This window comes from Marinobacterium marinum, assembly GCF_013868415.1.
Taxonomy (GTDB): domain Bacteria; phylum Pseudomonadota; class Gammaproteobacteria; order Pseudomonadales; family Balneatricaceae; genus Marinobacterium; species Marinobacterium marinum.
The window spans coordinates 147102-165997 of sequence record NZ_JACEMT010000049.1; the positions used below are offsets into that span (position 1 = coordinate 147102).

Annotated in this window: 20 protein-coding genes; 18 read left to right on the plus strand and 2 right to left on the minus strand. The window is 57.2% G+C overall.

All coding sequences use genetic code 11. The features are described 5' to 3' along the window. Window positions 1-146 precede the first annotated feature (146 nt). The 7 genes from peaA (at window position 147) to qhpG (ending at window position 8531) form a co-directional block, all read left to right on the plus strand. Window positions 147-1751, plus strand: coding sequence for a quinohemoprotein amine dehydrogenase subunit alpha (gene peaA, locus H1S06_RS09805; RefSeq protein ID WP_181739663.1), 1605 nt, complete (start codon window positions 147-149; stop codon window positions 1749-1751). A 53-nt stretch (window positions 1752-1804) separates the two neighbouring features. After that, window positions 1805-3238 carry a quinohemoprotein amine dehydrogenase maturation protein gene (gene peaB, locus H1S06_RS09810; protein WP_181739665.1) on the plus strand — a complete coding sequence of 478 codons (1434 nt, stop codon included), beginning with the start codon at window positions 1805-1807 and terminating at the stop codon, window positions 3236-3238. Next, a complete protein-coding gene (qhpC, locus tag H1S06_RS09815; RefSeq protein ID WP_181739667.1) occupies window positions 3235-3558 on the plus strand; it encodes a quinohemoprotein amine dehydrogenase subunit gamma in 324 nt (107 codons plus the stop codon). Before peaB ends, qhpC begins: the two co-directional genes overlap by 4 nt. A gap of 13 nt (window positions 3559-3571) precedes the next feature. Further along, window positions 3572-4690 (plus strand): quinohemoprotein amine dehydrogenase subunit beta, encoded by a 1119-nt coding sequence (gene peaD, locus H1S06_RS09820; protein WP_181739669.1) that lies wholly within the window; start codon window positions 3572-3574, stop codon window positions 4688-4690. Between the two features lie 116 nt (window positions 4691-4806). Then, window positions 4807-6534, plus strand: a complete 1728-nt coding sequence (locus H1S06_RS09825) for an ABC transporter ATP-binding protein (RefSeq protein WP_181739671.1) — start codon at window positions 4807-4809, stop codon at window positions 6532-6534. Next, a complete protein-coding gene (gene qhpE, locus H1S06_RS09830) occupies window positions 6524-7210 on the plus strand; it encodes a subtilisin-like serine protease QhpE (RefSeq protein WP_181739673.1) in 687 nt (228 codons plus the stop codon). The genes H1S06_RS09825 and qhpE overlap by 11 nt, the downstream gene beginning before the upstream one ends. Beyond that, window positions 7203-8531: a flavin-dependent monooxygenase QhpG gene (gene qhpG / locus H1S06_RS09835; protein WP_181739675.1), complete on the plus strand. Its 1329-nt coding sequence runs from the start codon at window positions 7203-7205 to the stop codon at window positions 8529-8531. Before qhpE ends, qhpG begins: the two co-directional genes overlap by 8 nt. Window positions 8532-8533: 2 nt before the next feature. On the opposite strand, the gene H1S06_RS09840 is transcribed toward qhpG, so the two are convergent. Further along, complete coding sequence (locus H1S06_RS09840) at window positions 8534-9016, minus strand: HPP family protein (RefSeq protein ID WP_181739676.1); 483 nt, start codon at window positions 9014-9016, stop codon at window positions 8534-8536. Window positions 9017-9112: 96 nt separating this feature from the next. Between H1S06_RS09840 and H1S06_RS09845 the strand changes: the two genes are divergently transcribed. The 7 genes from H1S06_RS09845 to H1S06_RS09875 all read left to right on the plus strand — a co-directional run bounded on the left by H1S06_RS09845 (window position 9113) and on the right by H1S06_RS09875 (window position 13704). Beyond that, the gene (locus tag H1S06_RS09845; protein ID WP_181739678.1) at window positions 9113-9682 is read left to right on the plus strand and encodes a TetR/AcrR family transcriptional regulator; all 570 of its coding nucleotides are present in this window, start codon (window positions 9113-9115) and stop codon (window positions 9680-9682) included. A gap of 111 nt (window positions 9683-9793) precedes the next feature. Continuing rightward, entirely contained in the window at window positions 9794-10240 is a 447-nt protein-coding gene (locus tag H1S06_RS09850; protein ID WP_181739680.1) for a hypothetical protein, read from the plus strand. A 12-nt stretch (window positions 10241-10252) separates the two neighbouring features. After that, window positions 10253-10684 carry a hypothetical protein gene (locus H1S06_RS09855; RefSeq protein ID WP_181739682.1) on the plus strand — a complete coding sequence of 144 codons (432 nt, stop codon included), beginning with the start codon at window positions 10253-10255 and terminating at the stop codon, window positions 10682-10684. A gap of 1 nt (window position 10685) precedes the next feature. After that, a complete protein-coding gene (sfsA, locus tag H1S06_RS09860; RefSeq protein WP_181739684.1) occupies window positions 10686-11408 on the plus strand; it encodes a DNA/RNA nuclease SfsA in 723 nt (240 codons plus the stop codon). Window positions 11409-11483: 75 nt separating this feature from the next. Further along, the gene (locus tag H1S06_RS09865; protein WP_181739686.1) at window positions 11484-11696 is read left to right on the plus strand and encodes a ParD-like family protein; all 213 of its coding nucleotides are present in this window, start codon (window positions 11484-11486) and stop codon (window positions 11694-11696) included. Further along, window positions 11684-12460, plus strand: a complete 777-nt coding sequence (map, locus tag H1S06_RS09870; protein ID WP_181739688.1) for a type I methionyl aminopeptidase — start codon at window positions 11684-11686, stop codon at window positions 12458-12460. The genes H1S06_RS09865 and map overlap by 13 nt, the downstream gene beginning before the upstream one ends. Before the next feature lie 101 nt (window positions 12461-12561). After that, window positions 12562-13704, plus strand: coding sequence for a sterol desaturase family protein (locus H1S06_RS09875; RefSeq protein WP_181739690.1), 1143 nt, complete (start codon window positions 12562-12564; stop codon window positions 13702-13704). A gap of 42 nt (window positions 13705-13746) precedes the next feature. On the opposite strand, the gene H1S06_RS09880 is transcribed toward H1S06_RS09875, so the two are convergent. Next, window positions 13747-14298 (minus strand): cysteine hydrolase family protein, encoded by a 552-nt coding sequence (locus H1S06_RS09880; RefSeq protein ID WP_181739692.1) that lies wholly within the window; start codon window positions 14296-14298, stop codon window positions 13747-13749. Window positions 14299-14391: 93 nt separating this feature from the next. Here H1S06_RS09880 and H1S06_RS09885 point away from each other — a divergent pair, with 93 nt between their 5' ends. The 4 genes from H1S06_RS09885 (at window position 14392) to H1S06_RS09900 (ending at window position 18856) form a co-directional block, all read left to right on the plus strand. Next, the gene (locus H1S06_RS09885) at window positions 14392-15396 is read left to right on the plus strand and encodes a GlxA family transcriptional regulator (RefSeq protein ID WP_181739694.1); all 1005 of its coding nucleotides are present in this window, start codon (window positions 14392-14394) and stop codon (window positions 15394-15396) included. Window positions 15397-15412: 16 nt separating this feature from the next. Then, on the plus strand, window positions 15413-16045 hold the full coding sequence (locus tag H1S06_RS09890; RefSeq protein WP_181739696.1) for a LysE family translocator: 633 nt from the start codon (window positions 15413-15415) through the stop codon (window positions 16043-16045). Between the two features lie 116 nt (window positions 16046-16161). Continuing rightward, window positions 16162-17181, plus strand: coding sequence for an amino acid ABC transporter substrate-binding protein (locus H1S06_RS09895; RefSeq protein WP_255482992.1), 1020 nt, complete (start codon window positions 16162-16164; stop codon window positions 17179-17181). Window positions 17182-17194: 13 nt separating this feature from the next. Continuing rightward, window positions 17195-18856 carry a sensor domain-containing diguanylate cyclase gene (locus H1S06_RS09900; RefSeq protein WP_181739699.1) on the plus strand — a complete coding sequence of 554 codons (1662 nt, stop codon included), beginning with the start codon at window positions 17195-17197 and terminating at the stop codon, window positions 18854-18856. Window positions 18857-18896: the final 40 nt, after the last annotated feature.

Genomic DNA, 18896 nt, shown 5'->3' on the forward strand with positions numbered 1-18896 from the left:
ATCTGCACACAACTTAGCACAAAAGGGGGAAAATTAATTTACATGCCGGGTTTAGCTTAGGCACGAGCACTGAAGCGGGGTCGGGCCAGTGCCGCCTTTTTCCCGCTCGGGCGAATAACAAGATCCATCTCATCAGTGAGGGAGTGATGGCATTGAGTAATAATAATTCGAAACGTGCAACACTTGGCCTGGGCGCTATCGCCGTGGCCGGGTTGGTCAGCACGCCGCTGCTGGCTCAGGATGCGCATCAGCTTATCCGGGACAACTGTGTGGGCTGTCATACCGAAAGCGGTACGACGGCTGCACCGAGTTTTTCCCGCATCAGCGAACAGCGCAAAAGCCCTGAAGGCTGGTTGATGACCATCAATCGGATGACTCACTTGCGAGGTCTGGAACTGACGTCCGAGGATAAGCGTGCACTGGTAAAGGTGCTGGCCGATCGGCAAGGGCTTGCGCCCGAGGAGACCGAGGGTTATCGCTATCTGCTGGAGCAGAATACCAACATTATCGAAAGTGGTATCAATCAGGGCTTGACCGAAACCTGTGGCCGCTGTCACTCCGAAGCGCGCTTTGCCCTGCAGCGCCGGAGTGAAGACGAATGGAAATATCTTGTCAACTTCCACATGGGACAGTTCCCGAGCACTGAATTCCATTCCATGTCCCGTGACCGTCCCTGGTATCAGATTGCTTTCAACGAAACGGCAGTTGAATTGGGCCAGCGCTTCCCGTTGCACAGTAAGGAATGGAGCAACTGGCAGGCTGCGGCCAGAAATGACCTGATGGGACGTTGGCGCGTAACCGGTTTCGTACCGGGTAAGGGCGAATTTGCAGGCTGGATGAGTGCGGCCAAAACAGCCGAAGGACGTTACGACGTGACGCTGACCGGCCGGTATGCCGATGGAGCTGCCTTGGCTGGCGAGGGTAAGGCGACCCTTTACACCGGTTATGAATGGCGCGCAGGCTTGACTATTGATGGTGTCAAAATGCGTCAGGTGATGGCGGCCAACGAGCAGGGTACTGCTCTGGATGGTCGTATGTTCCTGGCGGCCGAGCGAGAGATTGGCGGTGACATGCGCGCTGTGCGTGATCAGGGCAAGACGGAACTGGTGGCGATTCAGCCAGCCTATCTGCGTGCGGGCGAGAGCACCGAATTGACGCTGATTGGGCAGAACCTGGCAGGTGATATCGACCTGGGCGACGGTGTTGTGGTTGAAAAAGTGCTGTCTCGAAATGCCGACCGTATCACTCTGCAGGCTCGAGCCGAAGGTGCAGAGGGTGTACGGATGGCGCGCGTCGGCACCAGTAAACAGCTGTCGGCACTGACGGTTTATAACACCCTGGCACGGGTGGAAGTGTTGCCGACCGATGCCGTGACCCGTATTGGCGGTGCCGGCGGCAATATGCCGAAGGTGCGTGCAGCCTATCGTGCCGTGGGATATAGCGTTGGTGCCGATGGCAAGCCGGGGACCGAAGATGATCTGCGTCTGGGTTACATGCCGGCCAGCTGGAGCATCAAGCCGGCTGACGAGGTCGCGGCTCACGAGAAGGACGACCGGTATGCGGGCAGCATCGATGCCTCGGGTATCTTCACACCGGGCGATGCCGGTTTGAACCCCGAACGCAAGCGCTCGGCCAATAATGTCGGTCGTTTGAAGGTCGTGGCCAGTGTGGCCGACGGTGATGCCCGTGTTGAGGGCGAGGGTAATATGCTGGTATCGGTGCAGGACTTCGTCCGCCGAGTGCTTGATTGAGCCCGTTGTAACCCGAACACGTAGCCACCCACTAGAACAATAAAGAGGTGAACATGGGCGCCATGACACTAGTGAAACCGAATCTGCATCGGGTCGATGTCGATGCGCGGCAGATGCTGTTTCATATACCCAGTAGCAGTATCTTCGAGCTGGACGAGTTGGGGCGCGAGCTGCTGCAGGTGTTTGATCGCCACGAGCAGGTGGAGCCCGGCCATCTGGCTGAGCTCCGGGCACGCTATTCGCCGGATGCCGTCAATGAAGTGCTGGACGAGCTGCGCAGCCTGGAGGTGATCTCCGAGAGCGGTGTGGCGGTGCGGATCAATCCCGAGCCGCAGAAGGTAGAACAATTTCCCCTTAATACCGTGGTGTTGAATGTCAACACGGGATGCAACCTGAGTTGTACCTACTGCTACAAGGAAGATCTGACCACACCGTCGAAAGGCGAAAAAATGGCCTACGATACGGCGATCAAGTCGGTCGAAATGCTGCTGCGGGAGTCGCCGGGCCAGGAGGCCTACAACGTGGTGTTCTTCGGTGGTGAACCGTTGTCCAACATGCCGTTGATCCGTGAAGTCGTGGCCTACTGCGAACAGCGTTTTGCCGAGCTGGACGCGACCGTGGATTTCACCATGACCACCAATGCCACCCTGCTCAATGAAGAACTGGTGGACTGGTTCAATGCCCATCGTTTTGGTCTGACCATTTCCATGGATGGCCCCAAGGCGATGCATGACAAGAACCGCATTACCGTTGGTGGCCAGGGGACCTATGATGTGGTCAAGCGTAAGGTGGACATGCTGCTCGAGCGTTATACCGCTCGTCCGGTGGGCTGCCGAGTCACGCTGACGCGTGGCGTTACGGATGTCGAAACCATTTTCGACCATCTCTATAACGAGCTGGGCTTTTTCGAAGTGGGTTTCGGTCCTGTGACCTCGGGTGATATTGCCGAATTCAACCTGACCGGAGAGGAGCTGGTCGAGGTGTTTGCGGGAATGAAACGTCTGGGACGACGTTACCTGGCAGCGGCATTGCGCAACGAAAACTTCGGCTACGGCAACATGCATCAGCTGATTACCGATATGTACGAGGGCAACAAGAAACTGGTGCCCTGCGGTGCGGGCCTTGGGCTGCTTGCCGTGGACAAGGATGGCGGGCTTAACCTGTGCCATCGCTTTACCGGTTCTGATCTACCCACTTTCGGTAATGTTGATGCGGGCATCGATAAGGCCAGTTTGGGCCAGTTTGTTGAAAAGCGCCTGGATCGCAGCAACACCGGTTGTGAAACCTGCCGTATTCGAAACCTCTGTTCGGGTGGTTGTTACCACGAAAGTTATGCCAAATATGGAGATCCGACGCATCCTTCCTACCACTATTGCGATCTGATGCGCGATTGGATCGATTTCGGTGTGGAAGTGTATTCGCGGATCATGCTCGAGAACCCCGCGTTCTTTGCAGCACATGTCTCTCCGAGGAGGAGTGCCAAATGAAACATCTCAAGTCTATGAACAAAAAAGCCCAGCTGATCAACAAGGCGGTCAGCTCTGAAGAAGTGGAAGACGTTGTTGCCATGCAGGTTGTTGTGGGCTGTACCGCTACAACCGACCCGGGTTGGGAACTGGATCCCTTTGGTGGCCTGGGCTCGCTCTGTCAGCCGATGGAGTCCGACCTGTACGGCTGTGCCGATGCCTGCTGGTGGCCGGCGCAGGTACCGGACACCATGCACACCTACCAGGAATGGGGTGAGGGTGTGGCGAAAGCCGATAAGGACTGGCGCAAGCTGGACGGTATTTTCGAGGATGCAGAGTAACGGGAGCCGAGTGATGAAATTGAACAATACGTTTAAATCAGCGGGCCTGACCGGTTCTCTGGCGCTGGGCGGTATCCTGTCGGCGGTGGCGCCGGCAGCAATGGCGGATCAGGAATATCTGCTGACCGTGACGCGTCCCAACCAGTTGCATGTTGTGGACATGAGTACCAACACGATCGCACGGACCTGTGATATTCCGGGACCTTTCGGTACCGGCTCCATTGCGTTGTCGCCGGACAATACGCATGCCTACGTGCTTAGTAACGGCACCAAGGATGTGTACGGGTTTGATATCCGCAACTGCGAGATCACGTTCAAGGCGGAGCAGTCTTCGCGCACTGAGCAGGTGATCACCATGCAGTCGATCACGGTCAGTGCGGATGGCACTGAGCTGTACACGGTCCAGAACCCGATCACAAAGCTGCGTGACCGTTATGAAGTGAAGCAGCCGCGACTGGCCGTTTTCAATATTGCAGACGGGATGAACGCCAAAGCGGTGCGTACTTACCCGGTGGATCGTCGTATTACCAAAATTGCCACCACGGCCCAGAATGAAGTGATTTTGGGAGGCGGTGACCTGAAAGCGATCAACCCGAGAACCGGCGAGATCCGCATGGTCAGCAAACTGGCCAGTTGGGAGCGCGGACCGCTGTGGTTGCCGCCGGATGCATTTGCCATGCATTCTCAGGGTGAGCAGGCGAACGAGTACATCATGCCGTACTCAACCGCCAAATTCACCGATGAAAGCATGGACATGGAAACGGCCGAATGGTGGTGGGGCATGAGTCGTGTTGATCTGGCAACCGGCCAGGCTGAGCGCATGGAAATATTCCCGTTCGAGTTCGTGATCTTCAACTTCATTACCGATCCGCGTGACTCCAATATCCTGTATGGCAGCTTTAATACGCTGTCCAAGCACGATATCAGTCAGAAGAAGACGCTGTTGGTACATGAGATGGAGCATTCCTACTATGACCTGAATATCTCCGGTGATGGCAAAACCCTTTATGTGGGGGGCACCAGCAGCGATATTTCGGTTCATGACAGCGATACGCTGGAAAAAATCGGTTCTATCCAGTTGACCGGGGACATGTCGACATCTGACCTGCGTGTTGCCACCATCAAGGATTGATGCCGGTAACTGGGTTTGAATCGGGTATAGTCAGCGGGAGGTGCCGGTAACGGGCCTCCCGTTTTTGTTGCCGTGCCTTTCGGCTTGACGCGCAAAATGACAGGAAGGAACACAGTATGCTGAACTGGCTGGTGCGTGCGATTCATGCACCTGATCGAAGCCGCCTGGAGCAGGGCTTTCGTTGGCTCTACAGCTTTGTCAAACCGCAGAGACGGTCCATTGTGGGTTTGTTGGGGCTGTCGTTTATCGGCTCTATGCTGGTGCTGTTGCAACCCTGGTTGACCAAGCTGCTGATCGATGAGGGGCTGTTGGCCCGTGATTATGGCGTGCTGGTTCAGTTGGCGATTGCCATGATACTGGTCGGTATTTTCAGCACGGCCCTGTCAGGGATCAATCGTTACCTGCATACTCGTTTGTCCGGCCGCATTTTGTTTGCTCTGCGCACGGATCTGTATGCGCACTTGCAGCGACTGTCGCCGGGCTTTTTCGGCCAGCGTCGGGTTGGAGACCTGTTGTCGCGTATCGACGGTGACGTGGCGGCAATCCAGCGCTTTGCCGTGGATAGTCTGTTTTCGGCCGTGAGCAGCATCATCGGACTGGTCGGTGCGTTGGTGCTGCTGGTCGCATTGTCCTGGCAGTTGTCGCTGCTGGTGCTGGTGCTGATTCCGCTGGAGGTGATCTGGTTGCGCTGGATGCGCCGCAAGGTCGAGGTACGCACCCGGGAAATGCGTGAACGATCAGCGGACCTGTCCAGCTTTCTGGTCGAAACCCTGCCGGCGATGAAATTTATCCAGTCCAGTGGCCAGGAAGCCCGCGAACGCACCCGACTGGGGGGGTTGAATGATAATTATCTGGATAAGCTGCTGCAGTTGCAGGTGACTGAATTCTTTACGCATGCAATCCCCGGCACTCTGACGTCTATCACTCGTGCGGCGGCCTTTCTGATCGGGGGTTGGTGGGTGATTCAGGGGCAATGGCAGCTGGGGTCGCTAATCGCCTTTTCCACCTACCTTGGCATGGCCACAGGGCCGGTCAACAGCCTGCTGGGGCTGTATGTGGCGATTCAGCGCATGAGCGTCAGTCTGGACCGGGTGAATGAGTTGCGCCAGTCTGCTGCCGATATTGATTCTCCGGTGGCTCCGCGACCCTTGCCGACGCGGTTGAGCGGTGATATTCGCCTGCAGGGTGTCGGTTTCGCTTATGCCGATCGTGCACCGGTACTGGAGGGTGTTGATGCCTGGTTGCCGGCGGGCCGGAAGGTGGCGTTATCGGGGGCTTCGGGAGCCGGTAAGTCAACACTGATTGATCTGTTGCAGCGCCATTATGATCCTGACCGGGGGCAGATCTTGCTGGATGGCATGGATATCCGCACGCTGGAACTGTCCGATCTGCGCCGCTGTGTTGCGGTGGTATCCCAGGACATTACGCTGTTTCGGGGTTCCCTGGCGGACAACCTGAGGTACGCCTGCCCTGACGCCAGTGATGAACAGGTTCGGCAGGCTGCGCGGGAGGCGCAGTTGGATGGTTTGATTGAACAGTTGCCCCAAGGGCTGGATACCCCGCTGGGTGAGCGGGGGCAGCAGCTGTCAGGGGGGCAAAAACAGCGTATTGCCATTGCTCGGGCTCTATTGCAGCAACCGGTTGTGCTGGTACTGGATGAGGCAACATCGGCGGTGGATGAGGCGACTGAGCGTCATGTGATTGCTGCAGTGGATCGTCTGTTTGCCGACCGTACCCGCATTCTGATCAGTCATCGTCCTTCAACACTGGAGGGGGCCGATCTGCACCTGCAGTTGCGGCAGGGGCGTGTGTTCCCGAGGGAGGTGGTGTGTGATGTCAGCTGAAACCGTGCGTATTGGAGTGGTGGATTCGGGACACGCAGACCAGCAGCCAGTAGTGGCCGACGCCGCGTTTCGGCTGGTAGATCAACAGCTGTGGATGACGGAAGCCGATCGGGATGTGTTGGGACATGGCAGTCGAATTATAGAGGTGATTCAGGCGCTGGCACCTGAAGCGGCGGTGATATCGGCTCAGGTGTTTCATGACCGCTTCACTACAACGGCCGCACAGGTAGCAGCTGCCATTGATTGGCTGGTTGATGAAGGTGTCGACATCATTAACTTGAGTCTGGGGTTGCGGCAAGACCGAGAATCCTTGCGGCAGGCCTGCAACCGGGCCCTCAAGCGGGGCGTTATCCTGTGTGCATCGAGCCCGGCTCGGGGCGTGCCGGTGTACCCCGCAGCCTATCCGGGCGTATTTCGCATGACCGGGGACGCACGCTGCTCCCATGATGAAATTTCACACCTGGAAACCGAGTTTGCCGACTTTGGTGCCTGTGTGCGCCCGCTTGATGACAGTCCGGGACAATCGGGGGCCAGTCTGGGGTGTGCGCATTTGAGCGCTCACCTGGCGAAGTATGTGCGAAGCAGGCAGTCCCCCGGTTTGAGCAATGCACGAGACTGGCTCATTCAACAAGCATGTTATCGAGGGCCTGAGCGCCGAGGACAGACAAATGCCTGAAGAACATATTCTGGTATTGGGAGGCGGTCCCGCCGGCAGTGCCGTCGCGATAGGGTTGAGTCGGATGGGGTATGCCGTGACACTGGTGGGCGAGCCTCGACCGTTTGATGCGGTGGAAGGGGTTTCCGAGCGGGTTATTCAGGGGATGAAAAGTGCGGGCTTTGAACGTGCACTGGAGGTGGTCGGGGGGGCTTCGCCGCGTCAGGTGACCTGGAGCGGGTCTACGAATGCGGCGAATACTGAACACCTGGTGCCCCGACAGGCCTTTGACCAGGCTTTGCTGCAGGACCTGGCACAGCAGGGGGTGAGGGTGCTTCGAGGGCGGGTGTTGAGTTGTCGCGTCACTGAGATGGGGCATCAGGCTCAGGTTCGGCTGGAAGCCGGAGGCGAGCAGGTCGTGTCGGCAGCCTTTCTGGTGGAAGCGCGAGGTCGGGCTGCTCCGGCAGCCGGTATTCCTCGAGTCAAAGGCACGCACACGGTGTCCTTGTTGCAATACTGGCAGGGGCCCGAGGCTATGCCTTGTACGGCGATACAAAGCTTTGCAGATGGATGGGCCTGGTTGGCCCGGCGCAAGAATGGTCGTCGTTACCTGCAGCTGACGCTGGATGTGGCCGGCACTCAACTGCCGCCCAAGCAAGGGCTGAGTGACTGGTGTCGGGAACGGTTTGCGCAACTGGAACAGGCTGAACCTTTCATGCACGCATCCGAGCCGGTGGGTGAGGTCTATGCCAGGACCAGTGCTCCGGTACTCTGTGAGCAGAGTGCCGGGGCGAACTGGATTCGGGTCGGTGATGCTGCCATGGCTGTAGACCCGTTGTCCGGGAACGGCATTTTTCAGGCCCTGTCCTCGGCATTGCAGGCTCCCGCAGTCGTGAATACTTTGATGCGTCACCCTGAACGAGCGGCGTTGGCTCAGGCATTTCATGAAGCCCGGATGGAAGGCCTGTTTTATCGTTTCGCCCGTATCGGACGTGATTTCTATGCGCAAGAACAACAATGGCCGCAAACGCCGTTTTGGCGGGCGCGCAGCCAGTGGCCGGATACATGTCCCATGCATGAGGCGATTACGCCGGAGCAGGTAACAACGGAGTGGCGCCCGGTGGTGCGGGAGGGGTTGATTGAGCAAGCACATGTGGTCGTAACGCCTGATCAGCCGTTGGGAGTCTGGCATCTGAATGGTGTGCGTTTGGCACCGCTGTTGGATGCCATACGGGCTGCGCCGGCGCTGCCCCCGGAGCAGGTTCTGTCGCACCTGCTGGGAGAAGAAAAAGCTGTGCTGATGACGCGCTGGATGCGGCAGCAGGGCTGGCTGGCAAGCTGAGTTCAGAACCAGCGAACCGGGTAAGGATGGCCGGACACGAAGCGGTGATACAGGTAGCCGAATAGCACAATTACCAGCGTTCCCGCTGCCACCGGGTTGAACAGGAAAGTCCAGTGCTCACCGGCCAACATGATCAGCAGGGGGTTGGCGCCGGCCGGAGGGTGAATGGTATGGGTCAGCATCATCAGCATGACCGAGAGGCCGACGGCCGCGCCCAGTGACCAGGCATTCACCCCCCAGAGAGTCGCCATCAGCAGACCGACCAGTGCGGTCAACAGATGCCCGGCAATGATGTTGCGCGGCTGTGCCAAAGGGCTGCCGGGCAGCGCAAACAAGATCACCATGGTCGCACCGAAGGGCGCCATCAGCCACAGGACATGGTGAAGGGTTCCCAGCAATCCCAGGACGGTAATGCACAGGCAGGCACCGAAACCGGCCAGCAGGGCGTTTTTATAAAGGATCCGCGGTGAGTTGGTACTGTTCATGGTGGTTTCTCATCAAGGTAGACAGATTGGTCTGCATGGTAGACAGGGTTGTCTACTCATGTCAATATGTCTTTACTTTGAAGCGGGAGAGTCTGAATGGATAAGCGAGAACAGCTGGTTGTCAGCGCCTTTGAACTCTTCTACCGCGAGGGTGTGCATGCGGTGGGGATCAACCGTGTCTTGAGCGAGTCGGGGGTCGCGAAGAAAACGCTGTATCATCATTTTGCCGGCAAGGAAGAGTTGGTCGCGGCGACGGTTTTGTATCGGCATCAATACTATATGGCATGGCTGGGTGAACATCTGGCGCGTGCTGCCCCTGGACGTATGGCGCTGCAGGCCATGTTTTCTGCCCTGGATGCCTGGTTCAACCTGAATGATCCGGCGATGCCGGTGTTCCACGGCTGCTACTTCATCAACGTAAGTGCTGAATTTGGTGCGCAGGGGCACCCGCTACATCGACAGTGCGCTGCTCACAAGACGGAGCTGAAAGCGCTGATCGGCCAGCATCTGGCCCTGTTCATTGCTGACGCCGACAGGGTGGGGTATTTGCAGGAGGCGATTGCCCTGCTTCAGGAGGGGGCGATCGTGCAGGCCCATGTGACAGGTGACAGCGACGCTGCGGCCAAGGCCTGGCAGGTCGTGGAACAATTGCTGCCCGAGTTCTGAATCACATCATCCTGTCCGTAAGGGAAGCCAGTGGCGGTCGGTGGCGGTATACTCCGCCGTTTCGCCCCGGTTATCGGGGCGTCAGACAATCGGATGACAAGCGAGTAGATGATGAGCCTGATCTGGAATGAAACGGTCGAAACCAATCCTTTTATGGCACTTTCCTCTGATGAAGACGGTTGCACCTTTCATGCGACCGAGTCGTCGTCGGCAGACGATGAAGCGCTGAAGCAGGATGTAGAGGCTTGTCTGGATAAGGCGGTGTCCTTGTTGAATGCCAATGTCCGAAATGAGTCGCTGTATTTCTTCGTTGAGTGGCATCCGGCCCAGTCCGTGTTGAAAATGCTGGTCACCGGGACAGATAAGGTCTGTCAGGCTCAGACAATACCTGTTTGTCGTTTTGCGGCGGTCGATGCCGAGCGTGCTGCTCAGGTCGAATTTGTCGAGCTGATGAAGTTTTGGATCAAGGATTATTTGTCATTGGTGCCGGGCTTCATGGACTTTTCACTGGTGGCCATGTTTACGGATACGGACCGGGATCGGGCTCGACTGGTGTAACAGGAGTCGGGGGTGAAGCAGTTCATCAGTTTGCAAGGGTGTGTGATTCTGCTGGCGTTGTTGTCACTTCTGATCGTGTTCCTGCCGGCAGGCCTGTTGTGGCTCTGGGGGCTGGTCGAGTGGTTGTGGAGTGACCCCGTCTCGCTGGATGAGCTGGCAGGGATGGCGCTCCCGCTGGTGTACTGGAGCAGCGTGTATGTCACGTTGAGCTTTGCAAGCTTGCTGTGCCGGCATCTGCAGGGGCGGCCCGTTATGCGCCTGGGATATGTGCCGGCACTGCTGGTCGGCAGCGGTCTGAGCGGTTGGTTGTGCTACGGTCTGTTGATGGGGCCGCCGTCCGAATACCGGGGTGTACTGCTTGCCCTGTTGGTGTGGCCCTTGCTCTGTGTCGCGCAGATTTTTGCTTATGCGCGCGTATCCAATCCCGAATCGTCCGGAGGTTAATGTGCATTTTGATCCCCCGTTGGAGGCTGTCACGCTGTTGCGTCGGTACAAACGCTTTCTGGCCGATGTGCGCCGTGCGGACGGCAGTGAAATGACGGTTCACTGTCCGAATACCGGCTCCATGCGCAACTGTGTGCTGCCAGGCGTTGAGCAGCGGGCCTTGATATCGGACAGTGCCAATCTCAAGCGTAAATATCGCTATACCCTTGAGGCCTTGCAAGTGGCTCACGGGCACTGGGTCGGCGTCAATACCAGCCGTACCAATGCTCTGGTTGAAGAAGCCGTGCGTTCCGGGCGCATTACTGAACTGGCGCCGAAGAGCGGTGTTGAGCGTGAGGTGAAGTATGGCGACAGCCGGTTTGATTTGGCATTGGGTGAGCGGCAGGCTCCCCATACCTATATAGAGGTTAAAAATGTGACGCTGGGGCCGGGGCCTGATCAGGAAGATGACGGCATTATCGCCTTTCCCGATTCGATAACCGAGCGCGGCCAAAAGCATTTGCAGACCCTGATGCAGGTGGCGGCGGAAGGCAAGCAGGCGGTGTTGCTGTTTTGTGTGCAGCACTCCGGGGCCCAGGTGGTCCGCCCGGCCGACGAGATCGATCGGCGCTATGGTGAGCTCTTGCGTCAGGCGGTGGGTCAAGGGGTGCGGGTGCTGGCCTGGAAAACGGTCCTGTCACCGCAGGAATGTACGTTGCTGGAACCCTTGCCGGTCCATCTGTGAACGGATAATACAGACATAGGCAGGCACTGTCGGTATTATATGCTTCGTATATGTTTTATATATGGAGTGTAAGGTTTGGGCATTGTCAAAATTTCCGATGAGCTGCATGAAGAGGTCCGTAAGGCCAGTGGCGTGATGTCGCGTTCAATCAATTCACAGGCCGAATTCTGGATCAAGATCGGTATGCAGGCGGAATTGAATCCTCAGCTGACGTTTCAGGAGCTGATTCAGGCATGGTTTCGCAGTGAAAATATCGGTGTGCCGGAGGGTGAAACATGTCAAAAGTGATGATTAAAACAGCAGAGGAAATTGCCCTGATGCGTGAATCCGGGCGTCTGCTGGCTCAGGTGTTTGTCATGCTGGACGACTTCGTGAAGCCCGGTGTTTCCACGCTGGATATTGATGCGCGAGTGGAAGAGTTCATTACCCAAGAGCTTAAGGCGCGCCCGGCCAGCAAGGGACAGTATGATTTTCCATTCTGTCTGAATACCTCGCCCAATGAAGTAGTATGTCATGGCATGCCCAGTGAGCGGGATATTGTACGGCCACAGGACATTATCAACCTGGATATTACGCTGGAAAAGGATGGTTTTATCGCGGACTCCAGCAAGATGTATGTCATGCCTGAAGCGTCCGCAGCGGCGCGTCGACTGGTACAAACCGCGTACCGGGCCATGTGGGCGGGTATTCGCACCGTGCGTCCGGGGGCAACGCTGGGCGATGTTGGTCATGCCGTACAAAGTATGGCGGAGAGCAAAGGCTACTCGGTCGTGCGTGAATACTGCGGCCACGGTATCGGCCGTGACATGCACGAAGCGCCGGATGTGTTGCATTATGGTCGCCCCGGGGCCGGGATGGTATTGCAGGAAGGTATGACCTTCACGATTGAGCCGATGATCAATCAGGGCACCGCCAGAACCCGGACGCGCAAGGATGGCTGGACTGTGGTAACGCTGGACAGGAAATTGTCGGCGCAAACGGAGCACACGGTACTGGTGACCGAGACAGGCTATGAAGTGCTGACGTTAAGGCCGGAAGAACGCCAGTCCTGAAACGTCGGCATCACGGTTTCACGTCATCGGGACTTCGATTTGGCCGTCGGGCTGATTATGATGGCAGCTGATCAACTATGGAAGGGTGAGGCTGCCGATTGATGCAACTGGATTATCAATATCGTGAACGACAGGTGGACCTGGATGCTCGACGGGCATTTCGTCTGGGTGATGGCAAAATCAGTGGTTATTGCTCACTGTTTCTGGGAGCGCTGAGTCTGCTGGCGGTGCTGGCCTATCTCTATCCCGCCTACTTGACGACCATTGAGCTGCGTCGAGCCTATGATGCCGAACAGCTGCAAAAGCTGTTGAAGTACGGCATGTATTTCTCGCTCATGTTTGGCGTCCTGACATTTTACTTCAATCGCTACAAGCGAATGGGCGCAGGGGGGATCGGTTTGACCCTGCTCGCCTTTGCGTTGGGAGGCTACAGTATTCCCGTGGGTCCGGTGGAGCCGGTGCGGTTATCTCTGGGGGTCGACTGGCTGATTCTGGCCTTTCTGGGATCGGTGCTGGTGTTCATGACGCTGGAAAAGCTGTTGCCCAAGTACCGGAACCAGGTGATCCTGAGGCCCGAGTGGGGCGTGGATCTGGTGTATTTCTGTTTCAATCACTTGATGATCTCGGCGATTCTGATTTATGCCAATTATCATGCCGGCCATTTTGACTGGGCGGTCAGTGCCAGTGTGCAGGCTGTCGTGCAGGCCGCCCCGATCTGGCTGCAAGTTGTCCTGATTGTTCTCTGTGCCGACTTCGTGCTTTATTGGGAGCACCGACTCTACCATGAGGTGCAGCCTCTATGGTCGATACATGCGGTCCATCACTCGGTGGAAGAACTCGACTGGCTGGCCGGTTCGCGGGGACACTTCATTCAGGTTTTTTCGGAGCGAGCGCTGGTGATGATACCGCTCTACCTGTTGGGAGCCGATGCGACGGCGCTGAATATCTATGTTACTTTCGCAGCCTTGCAGGCGGTACTGATTCATTGCAATACGCGGTTGCCGTTCGGGCCACTGAAATATGTACTGGTTACGCCTCAGTTTCACCATTGGCATCATGGTTCCGAAAAGCCTGCCATCGATACCAACTACGGCGCCCACACCGTATTGTTTGACCGCCTGTTTGGCAGTTATCACATGCCGGCCGAGCACTGGCCGGTCGAATATGGCACGACGGTGCGCCTGCCCAGGGGGTATCTGGCGCAGATTGTGTATCCCTTCAGACGCTGGCTGGCACGTAAATAGTCGAATGGCAGCGCGGGGCGAACGCCTGCGCTGCCGCCGGGGTCAGTGACGAGACAGCAGTTCGTCGGTGCTGATGACCTCGGCATAGGCGAAGGCCAGTGCGGCCATGAAAGCGGCGTGAACCTGTTCGGCCGGAACCTGGATACCGTTGAACTCGACATCCAGTGTCGCACAGGCATCGTGCAGCAGCGTATTGGCATAACCCAGGTCGGCAGCAGCCCGGGTAACGGCATCGATGCAGATATGGCTCATGGCGCCAGCGATGATCAGGCTGTCGATGCCTTCTCGCTGCAGCAAAGCCTGCAAGTCAGTGCCCTTGAAACTGTTGACTTCGTTTTTCAGGATCTGGAATTCGCCATCAGCCGGTTGCAGGCTGTTATGAATGGTGGCGCCTTCGCTATTGGGTGTGAAAAACGGGGCTTCGGCCGAAGGAAATTCATGGCGTACATGGATGACTGGCCAGCCACGCTCACGGAAGTCCGCCAGCACACGTGCGGTATTGGCTGCGGCCGCTTCAATGCCGCTCAGCGTCCACCGGCCACCGGGAAAATAATCGTTCTGCATGTCGATGATGATCAGAGCCGTTTTGCTCATGGGGTTCTCCTGTTGAATGTGTGTAGCTCATCCTAATGTGCCCTGTTAGGCTAGGCGGGTGGCATAACTGACAATAACACGGCAAAAACAGACATGAGCCAGACGGTCCATATTGCGATTTTGGTCATTCCCGGTGCAGCCTTGTCGGCGGTCCACGGTTTGATCGATCTGTTTCAGACGGCCAATCGCGTACTTGCCGAATTACAGCAGGCACCGGCACTTCGCTTCCAGGAAAGCTGCTGGAACCTCGAAGGCGGGCGGCTGGTGCCGTCGCCGACGGGAAGCGACGGTGCGCCTGCCGTGGTGATCGTGCCACCGGTATTGAACGGGCAGGCGTATTTGGAGCCGCAGCCTGATGTGTGTGCCTGGCTGAAGACTTGGCACCAGCAGGGCGCGGTGGTCAGTTCAGCCTGTGCGGGCTCCTTTCTGCTGGCACAGGCAGGTTTGCTGACCGGCCGCAAGGCAACCACGCACTGGCAGCTGGAAGGGGCCTTTCGTTATCAGTATCCGGATATCGAGCTGGATACGGATGCGCTGTTGTTGACGGACTCGGACCTGGTGACGGCTGGAGGCGTGATGTCTTGGGTGGATTTGGGACTGCATCTGATTGGTCGTTATGTCCCGCCGACGGTGGTACAGGCGCTGGGGCGCTTTCTGGTGGTGGATACGGGGGCGCGACAACAAAGCTATTACCGCAGTTTTTTGCCTGTTCTGGATCATAACGACCGCGCTATTCTGGCTCTTCAGCACCGGTTGCATCGTGAGTATGCGCAGGCCTGGAGTGTCAGGCAGATGGCCTCGATGGCCAGTCTGACCGAGCGCACCTTCAGTCGTCGTTTCCTCAAGGCTACGGGGCTCCGGCCTGCGGAATATCTTCAGCAGCAAAGGGTACACAAGGCGCGCGAGTTGCTGGAAAATACCGCGACTACGGTGGAGCGTGTTGCCTGGCTGGTGGGCTATGAGGATATCAGTGCCTTTCGACGCATGTTTCAGAAACAGACGGGGTTGACCCCGAGCCAGTACCGGGAGCGTTTCAGCAATAGTGGGCAGGCCGTCAACCGGGAGCGGGCTGAAGTCGCGACTGTCGAATTGGATTAACCGAGAAGGAAAAACTATGGATCTGTTGTCCGCATTGATGACCGTAACGTTGGTGCATCTGTTGGCGGCGGCGTCGCCGGGGCCGGACTTTGTCATGGTCAGCCAGCAATCGTTGACTCAGGGTCGCAGGGCCGGGGTGTTGTGCAGCCTGGGGATTGCACTTGGGTTGTCAGTACATATCATCTATTCGTCACTGGGGCTGGCCGCAATGGTGAGCCATTCTGTGGAAATTTTGACCGTGCTGAAGTATCTGGCCGCAGCTTACCTCATCTGGCTGGGTGTTAAGGGCTTGCGCAGCCGGGCGGCCGAGCCTGGCGTGGATGTTTCCCCGTCGGTTCAACCACGATCTGAATCCAGACTGATTGCCATGGGGTTTGTCTGTAATGCCCTGAATCCCAAGGCGCCGTTGTACTTTATGTCCCTGTTTACCCTGGTGATCTCGCCCGAGTCGCCGCTGTGGCAAATTGTGGTCTTGGGAGGGTGGATGATGCTGTTGCAGTTTGGCTGGTTCAGTCTGGTCGCTTTTCTGCTGTCGCGTCCCAGTGTTCGGCAGAAGGTTCAGCGCGTGGCGCACTGGATCGATCGTTCACTGGGAGCGGTGATGGTGGCTTTCGGAGTCGGGCTGCTGTTTTCAGAAGTCAAACGCTAGTCGATGAGGTCGGGCGTGCGAACAACTTTATCTGGCATATGTCATAGAGTGGCCTGAATTTCTCGGTACAATACGAAGAGACTGACCGAGAAAAGCAGTACGCAGGACACTCGCCCATGTTGATATCTTCTCGCCATTCTTTGCTGTGGATGCTGATGATTGTGCTCCCTTTTGTGTACGGGGGCAGAGCCGGTGCCGATACGCTGGAGGATGTGTTGAACCATGGTGATATTCGCTGTGGTGTTTTTCCCGACGACCCCGGTCGCAGCGCCATTGGTCCGGAGGGGGATTGGCAGGGCTTCTACGTGGATTTTTGCCGGGCCACGGCGGCTGCGCTATTCGGTAATCCCGACCGGGTGCAGTATATCGAAGTGGATGCAACGACGCGCTTCACAACCTTGCAGCAGCGTCAGACCGATGTGGTGATGTACAGTACGACCTGGACGCTGGGGCGAGAAAATCGTTACCAGGTCGCTTTCCCTGCCGTTTACCTGTTTGACGGCCAGGGTGTGATGGTGAGAACCGGTGCCGGGGTTGAAAGCCTGGCTGACCTGCAGGGCAAAACACTATGTGTCACGGAAAACACGTCGACCCACCAGAATCTGGTGGATGTTCTGGCGCGTCACCGGATTGAAGCCAGTATCCAGTTCAGTAATGGTGACAGTTTCTTTCGCGGACACTGTGATGCCTATAGTGCCGATCGCATGAATCTTGCGACCAACCGAGCTCATCGAGCCGATAACCCAAGCGAATATTACATTTTGCCGGAGAGCCTGTCCCGTGAGCCCATAGGGCCTATGGTGCGTAATGACGATGCGCGCTGGATCAGAGTTGTCCGCGCTGTGGTGGACGGTCTGATTCTGGCTGATGAAAAAGGCATTACACAGGCCGGCGTGCAGGCTGATCGCACATCAGGGCGCAGTGTTGAGGTGCGCAACCTGCTGGGTGTCAGCGGTGATCTGGGATCTCGATTAGGGCTGCCGGACGACTGGGCTTATCACATGATCCTGGCGGTAGGTAATTACAGCGAGATCTATCAGCGTCACTTCGGGCCGGGGACCCCCATTAATGTTGATGCCGGACCCAATCAGCCCTGGTCACGGGGCGGGTTGTTGTTTGCGCCCCTGTTTCGTTGATCGGGCACGTTGAATGCAGTCAATTCGTCATAGTATCGGCACCCGTCTCAGCCTGATTATCGGGTTGACCTTCAGTCTGTATCTGGCGGTCGTCCTGGCGGTGGGCTATGTCATCTACCAGCAATACCGAGGCTTCAGTGAATTGGCCAGCAGTCAGTTCGGACGTGCGCTTGCTGCGGCCGAACTGACACGGGATGCGGAAATCATTGCAGCCGAAGTTTTCGAAATTATGGTGGGAAACCGGCGCTCCAACAGTGCCGGTAATCAGCGAGCCGAGAATTTGACACGGTTGTACCAGCGAGCGCGCGAGCGTCTGGAACAATTGGGAGGGGCTGGCGAGATCGGTGGAGTGCTGCATGAAGAGCTGAATCGATGGCAGGAGCCGTTTTTCAGCAGTCTGGATCTGTTGGGAACTCAGCTGGCGCGGGAAGAAACGCTCAAGGCGGCGCACTTGAGACATTTCGACGCGTTTTTTCTGCTGTTGCAGCAATTGCCGGCAGTGGAGTCCGAAAGCCTGACTCCGGATGAGCAGCGTTTTGTCAGCCAGGCTCTGGTGGCGCTGGTCTCGACGGCTTCGGTACTCAATGCCGAGCGTCCTGGACATATTGCGCAACTGGAAGACAATTACCGACAGGCCATGAAGCGTTTGGCAACACTACCACTGACGGCGCCGCAACTGCTGAGACTGCGCGCCAAGCTGGAAATGGTTTTGCCCGAGGCCTTTCACAGCCGCCCCGCATTGCTGAAAAATGCTCGGGCAACACTGGCGACGGCGCGGCGCACACGCGTACTGGCACAAAAATTGACCAGTGCAACATACAGCTATCATTTGCAGTTGAAAGCCACGGCACAGAAGGCAATCGCTGACCATCAGCGGTTGATTAGTCGTTCGTTGTTGGGGCTTCTGTTGGCCTCGCTGGTTTTGGCTACGGTGACATTGGGTGCGGTTGTTCATATCCGTCGCAGTATTGTACAACGGCTGAATCAGCTCAGCGGCGCCATGCATTCCCACTTGCAGGGCCTGTCTGTGCCCATCCCACAGGAGGGGAATGACGAAATCAGCGGTATGGGAGCCAGTTTTTCCGTGTTTGTGGAGGCACGTTGTCGGGCCGAACAGCAGCTGGAGGAGGCCAATCGGCATTTGCAGCAAATGAATGCCGAGTTGGAACGATTAAGTGTAACCGATGCTCTGACCGGGCTTGCCAATCGACGCTGCTTTGATCAGCAGCTGGTTCAGGAGTGGCAGCGGGCAGAGCGCGACGGTAACATGCTGGCGGTTATCATGGCGGATGTGGACTGCTTCAAGGCGTATAATGATACCTATGGCCACCAGCAGGGTGATGAATGTCTGCACCGGGTTGCTCGGGCCATGTCCGCCTGCCTGCAGCGCAGTAGTGATGTGGTGGCTCGTTATGGTGGCGAGGAATTCGTCATGCTGCTGCCGGGGCTGGATGGCAGACAAGCTGAACGGTTGGCATGGAAGCTGTTGACGGTTGTGCGTGCCCTGGGTATTGAGCATGACGGGGCCGAGGCGGGTGTGGTGACGTTGAGTCTGGGGGTCGCTTCCCTGTCGCCGAATTCCAGCTTGCACCCGGATGGCCTGGTCGGCTTGGCAGACAGCGCCCTCTACGCCGCCAAGGCCGCCGGTCGCAATACCGTTCAGGTTGCCGACTGATAGTGGTCAGGTCATCCAATTTGGCCGCCAATTGTGTCAG

What these genes read in the sequence shown, in the direction of transcription:
- peaA (WP_181739663.1), top strand. Translation starts at nt 147, where the DNA reads ATGGCATTGAGTAATAATAATTCGAAACGTGCAACACTTGGCCTGGGC.
- peaB (WP_181739665.1), top strand. Translation starts at nt 1,805, where the DNA reads ATGGGCGCCATGACACTAGTGAAACCGAATCTGCATCGGGTCGATGTC.
- qhpC (WP_181739667.1), top strand. Translation starts at nt 3,235, where the DNA reads ATGAAACATCTCAAGTCTATGAACAAAAAAGCCCAGCTGATCAACAAG.
- peaD (WP_181739669.1), top strand. Translation starts at nt 3,572, where the DNA reads ATGAAATTGAACAATACGTTTAAATCAGCGGGCCTGACCGGTTCTCTG.
- H1S06_RS09825 (WP_181739671.1), top strand. Translation starts at nt 4,807, where the DNA reads ATGCTGAACTGGCTGGTGCGTGCGATTCATGCACCTGATCGAAGCCGC.
- qhpE (WP_181739673.1), top strand. Translation starts at nt 6,524, where the DNA reads ATGTCAGCTGAAACCGTGCGTATTGGAGTGGTGGATTCGGGACACGCA.
- qhpG (WP_181739675.1), top strand. Translation starts at nt 7,203, where the DNA reads ATGCCTGAAGAACATATTCTGGTATTGGGAGGCGGTCCCGCCGGCAGT.
- H1S06_RS09840 (WP_181739676.1), bottom strand. Translation starts at nt 9,016, where the DNA reads ATGAACAGTACCAACTCACCGCGGATCCTTTATAAAAACGCCCTGCTG.
- H1S06_RS09845 (WP_181739678.1), top strand. Translation starts at nt 9,113, where the DNA reads ATGGATAAGCGAGAACAGCTGGTTGTCAGCGCCTTTGAACTCTTCTAC.
- H1S06_RS09850 (WP_181739680.1), top strand. Translation starts at nt 9,794, where the DNA reads ATGAGCCTGATCTGGAATGAAACGGTCGAAACCAATCCTTTTATGGCA.
- map (WP_181739688.1), top strand. Translation starts at nt 11,684, where the DNA reads ATGTCAAAAGTGATGATTAAAACAGCAGAGGAAATTGCCCTGATGCGT.
- H1S06_RS09875 (WP_181739690.1), top strand. Translation starts at nt 12,562, where the DNA reads ATGCAACTGGATTATCAATATCGTGAACGACAGGTGGACCTGGATGCT.
- H1S06_RS09880 (WP_181739692.1), bottom strand. Translation starts at nt 14,298, where the DNA reads ATGAGCAAAACGGCTCTGATCATCATCGACATGCAGAACGATTATTTT.
- H1S06_RS09885 (WP_181739694.1), top strand. Translation starts at nt 14,392, where the DNA reads ATGAGCCAGACGGTCCATATTGCGATTTTGGTCATTCCCGGTGCAGCC.
- H1S06_RS09890 (WP_181739696.1), top strand. Translation starts at nt 15,413, where the DNA reads ATGGATCTGTTGTCCGCATTGATGACCGTAACGTTGGTGCATCTGTTG.
- H1S06_RS09895 (WP_255482992.1), top strand. Translation starts at nt 16,162, where the DNA reads ATGTTGATATCTTCTCGCCATTCTTTGCTGTGGATGCTGATGATTGTG.
- H1S06_RS09900 (WP_181739699.1), top strand. Translation starts at nt 17,195, where the DNA reads ATGCAGTCAATTCGTCATAGTATCGGCACCCGTCTCAGCCTGATTATC.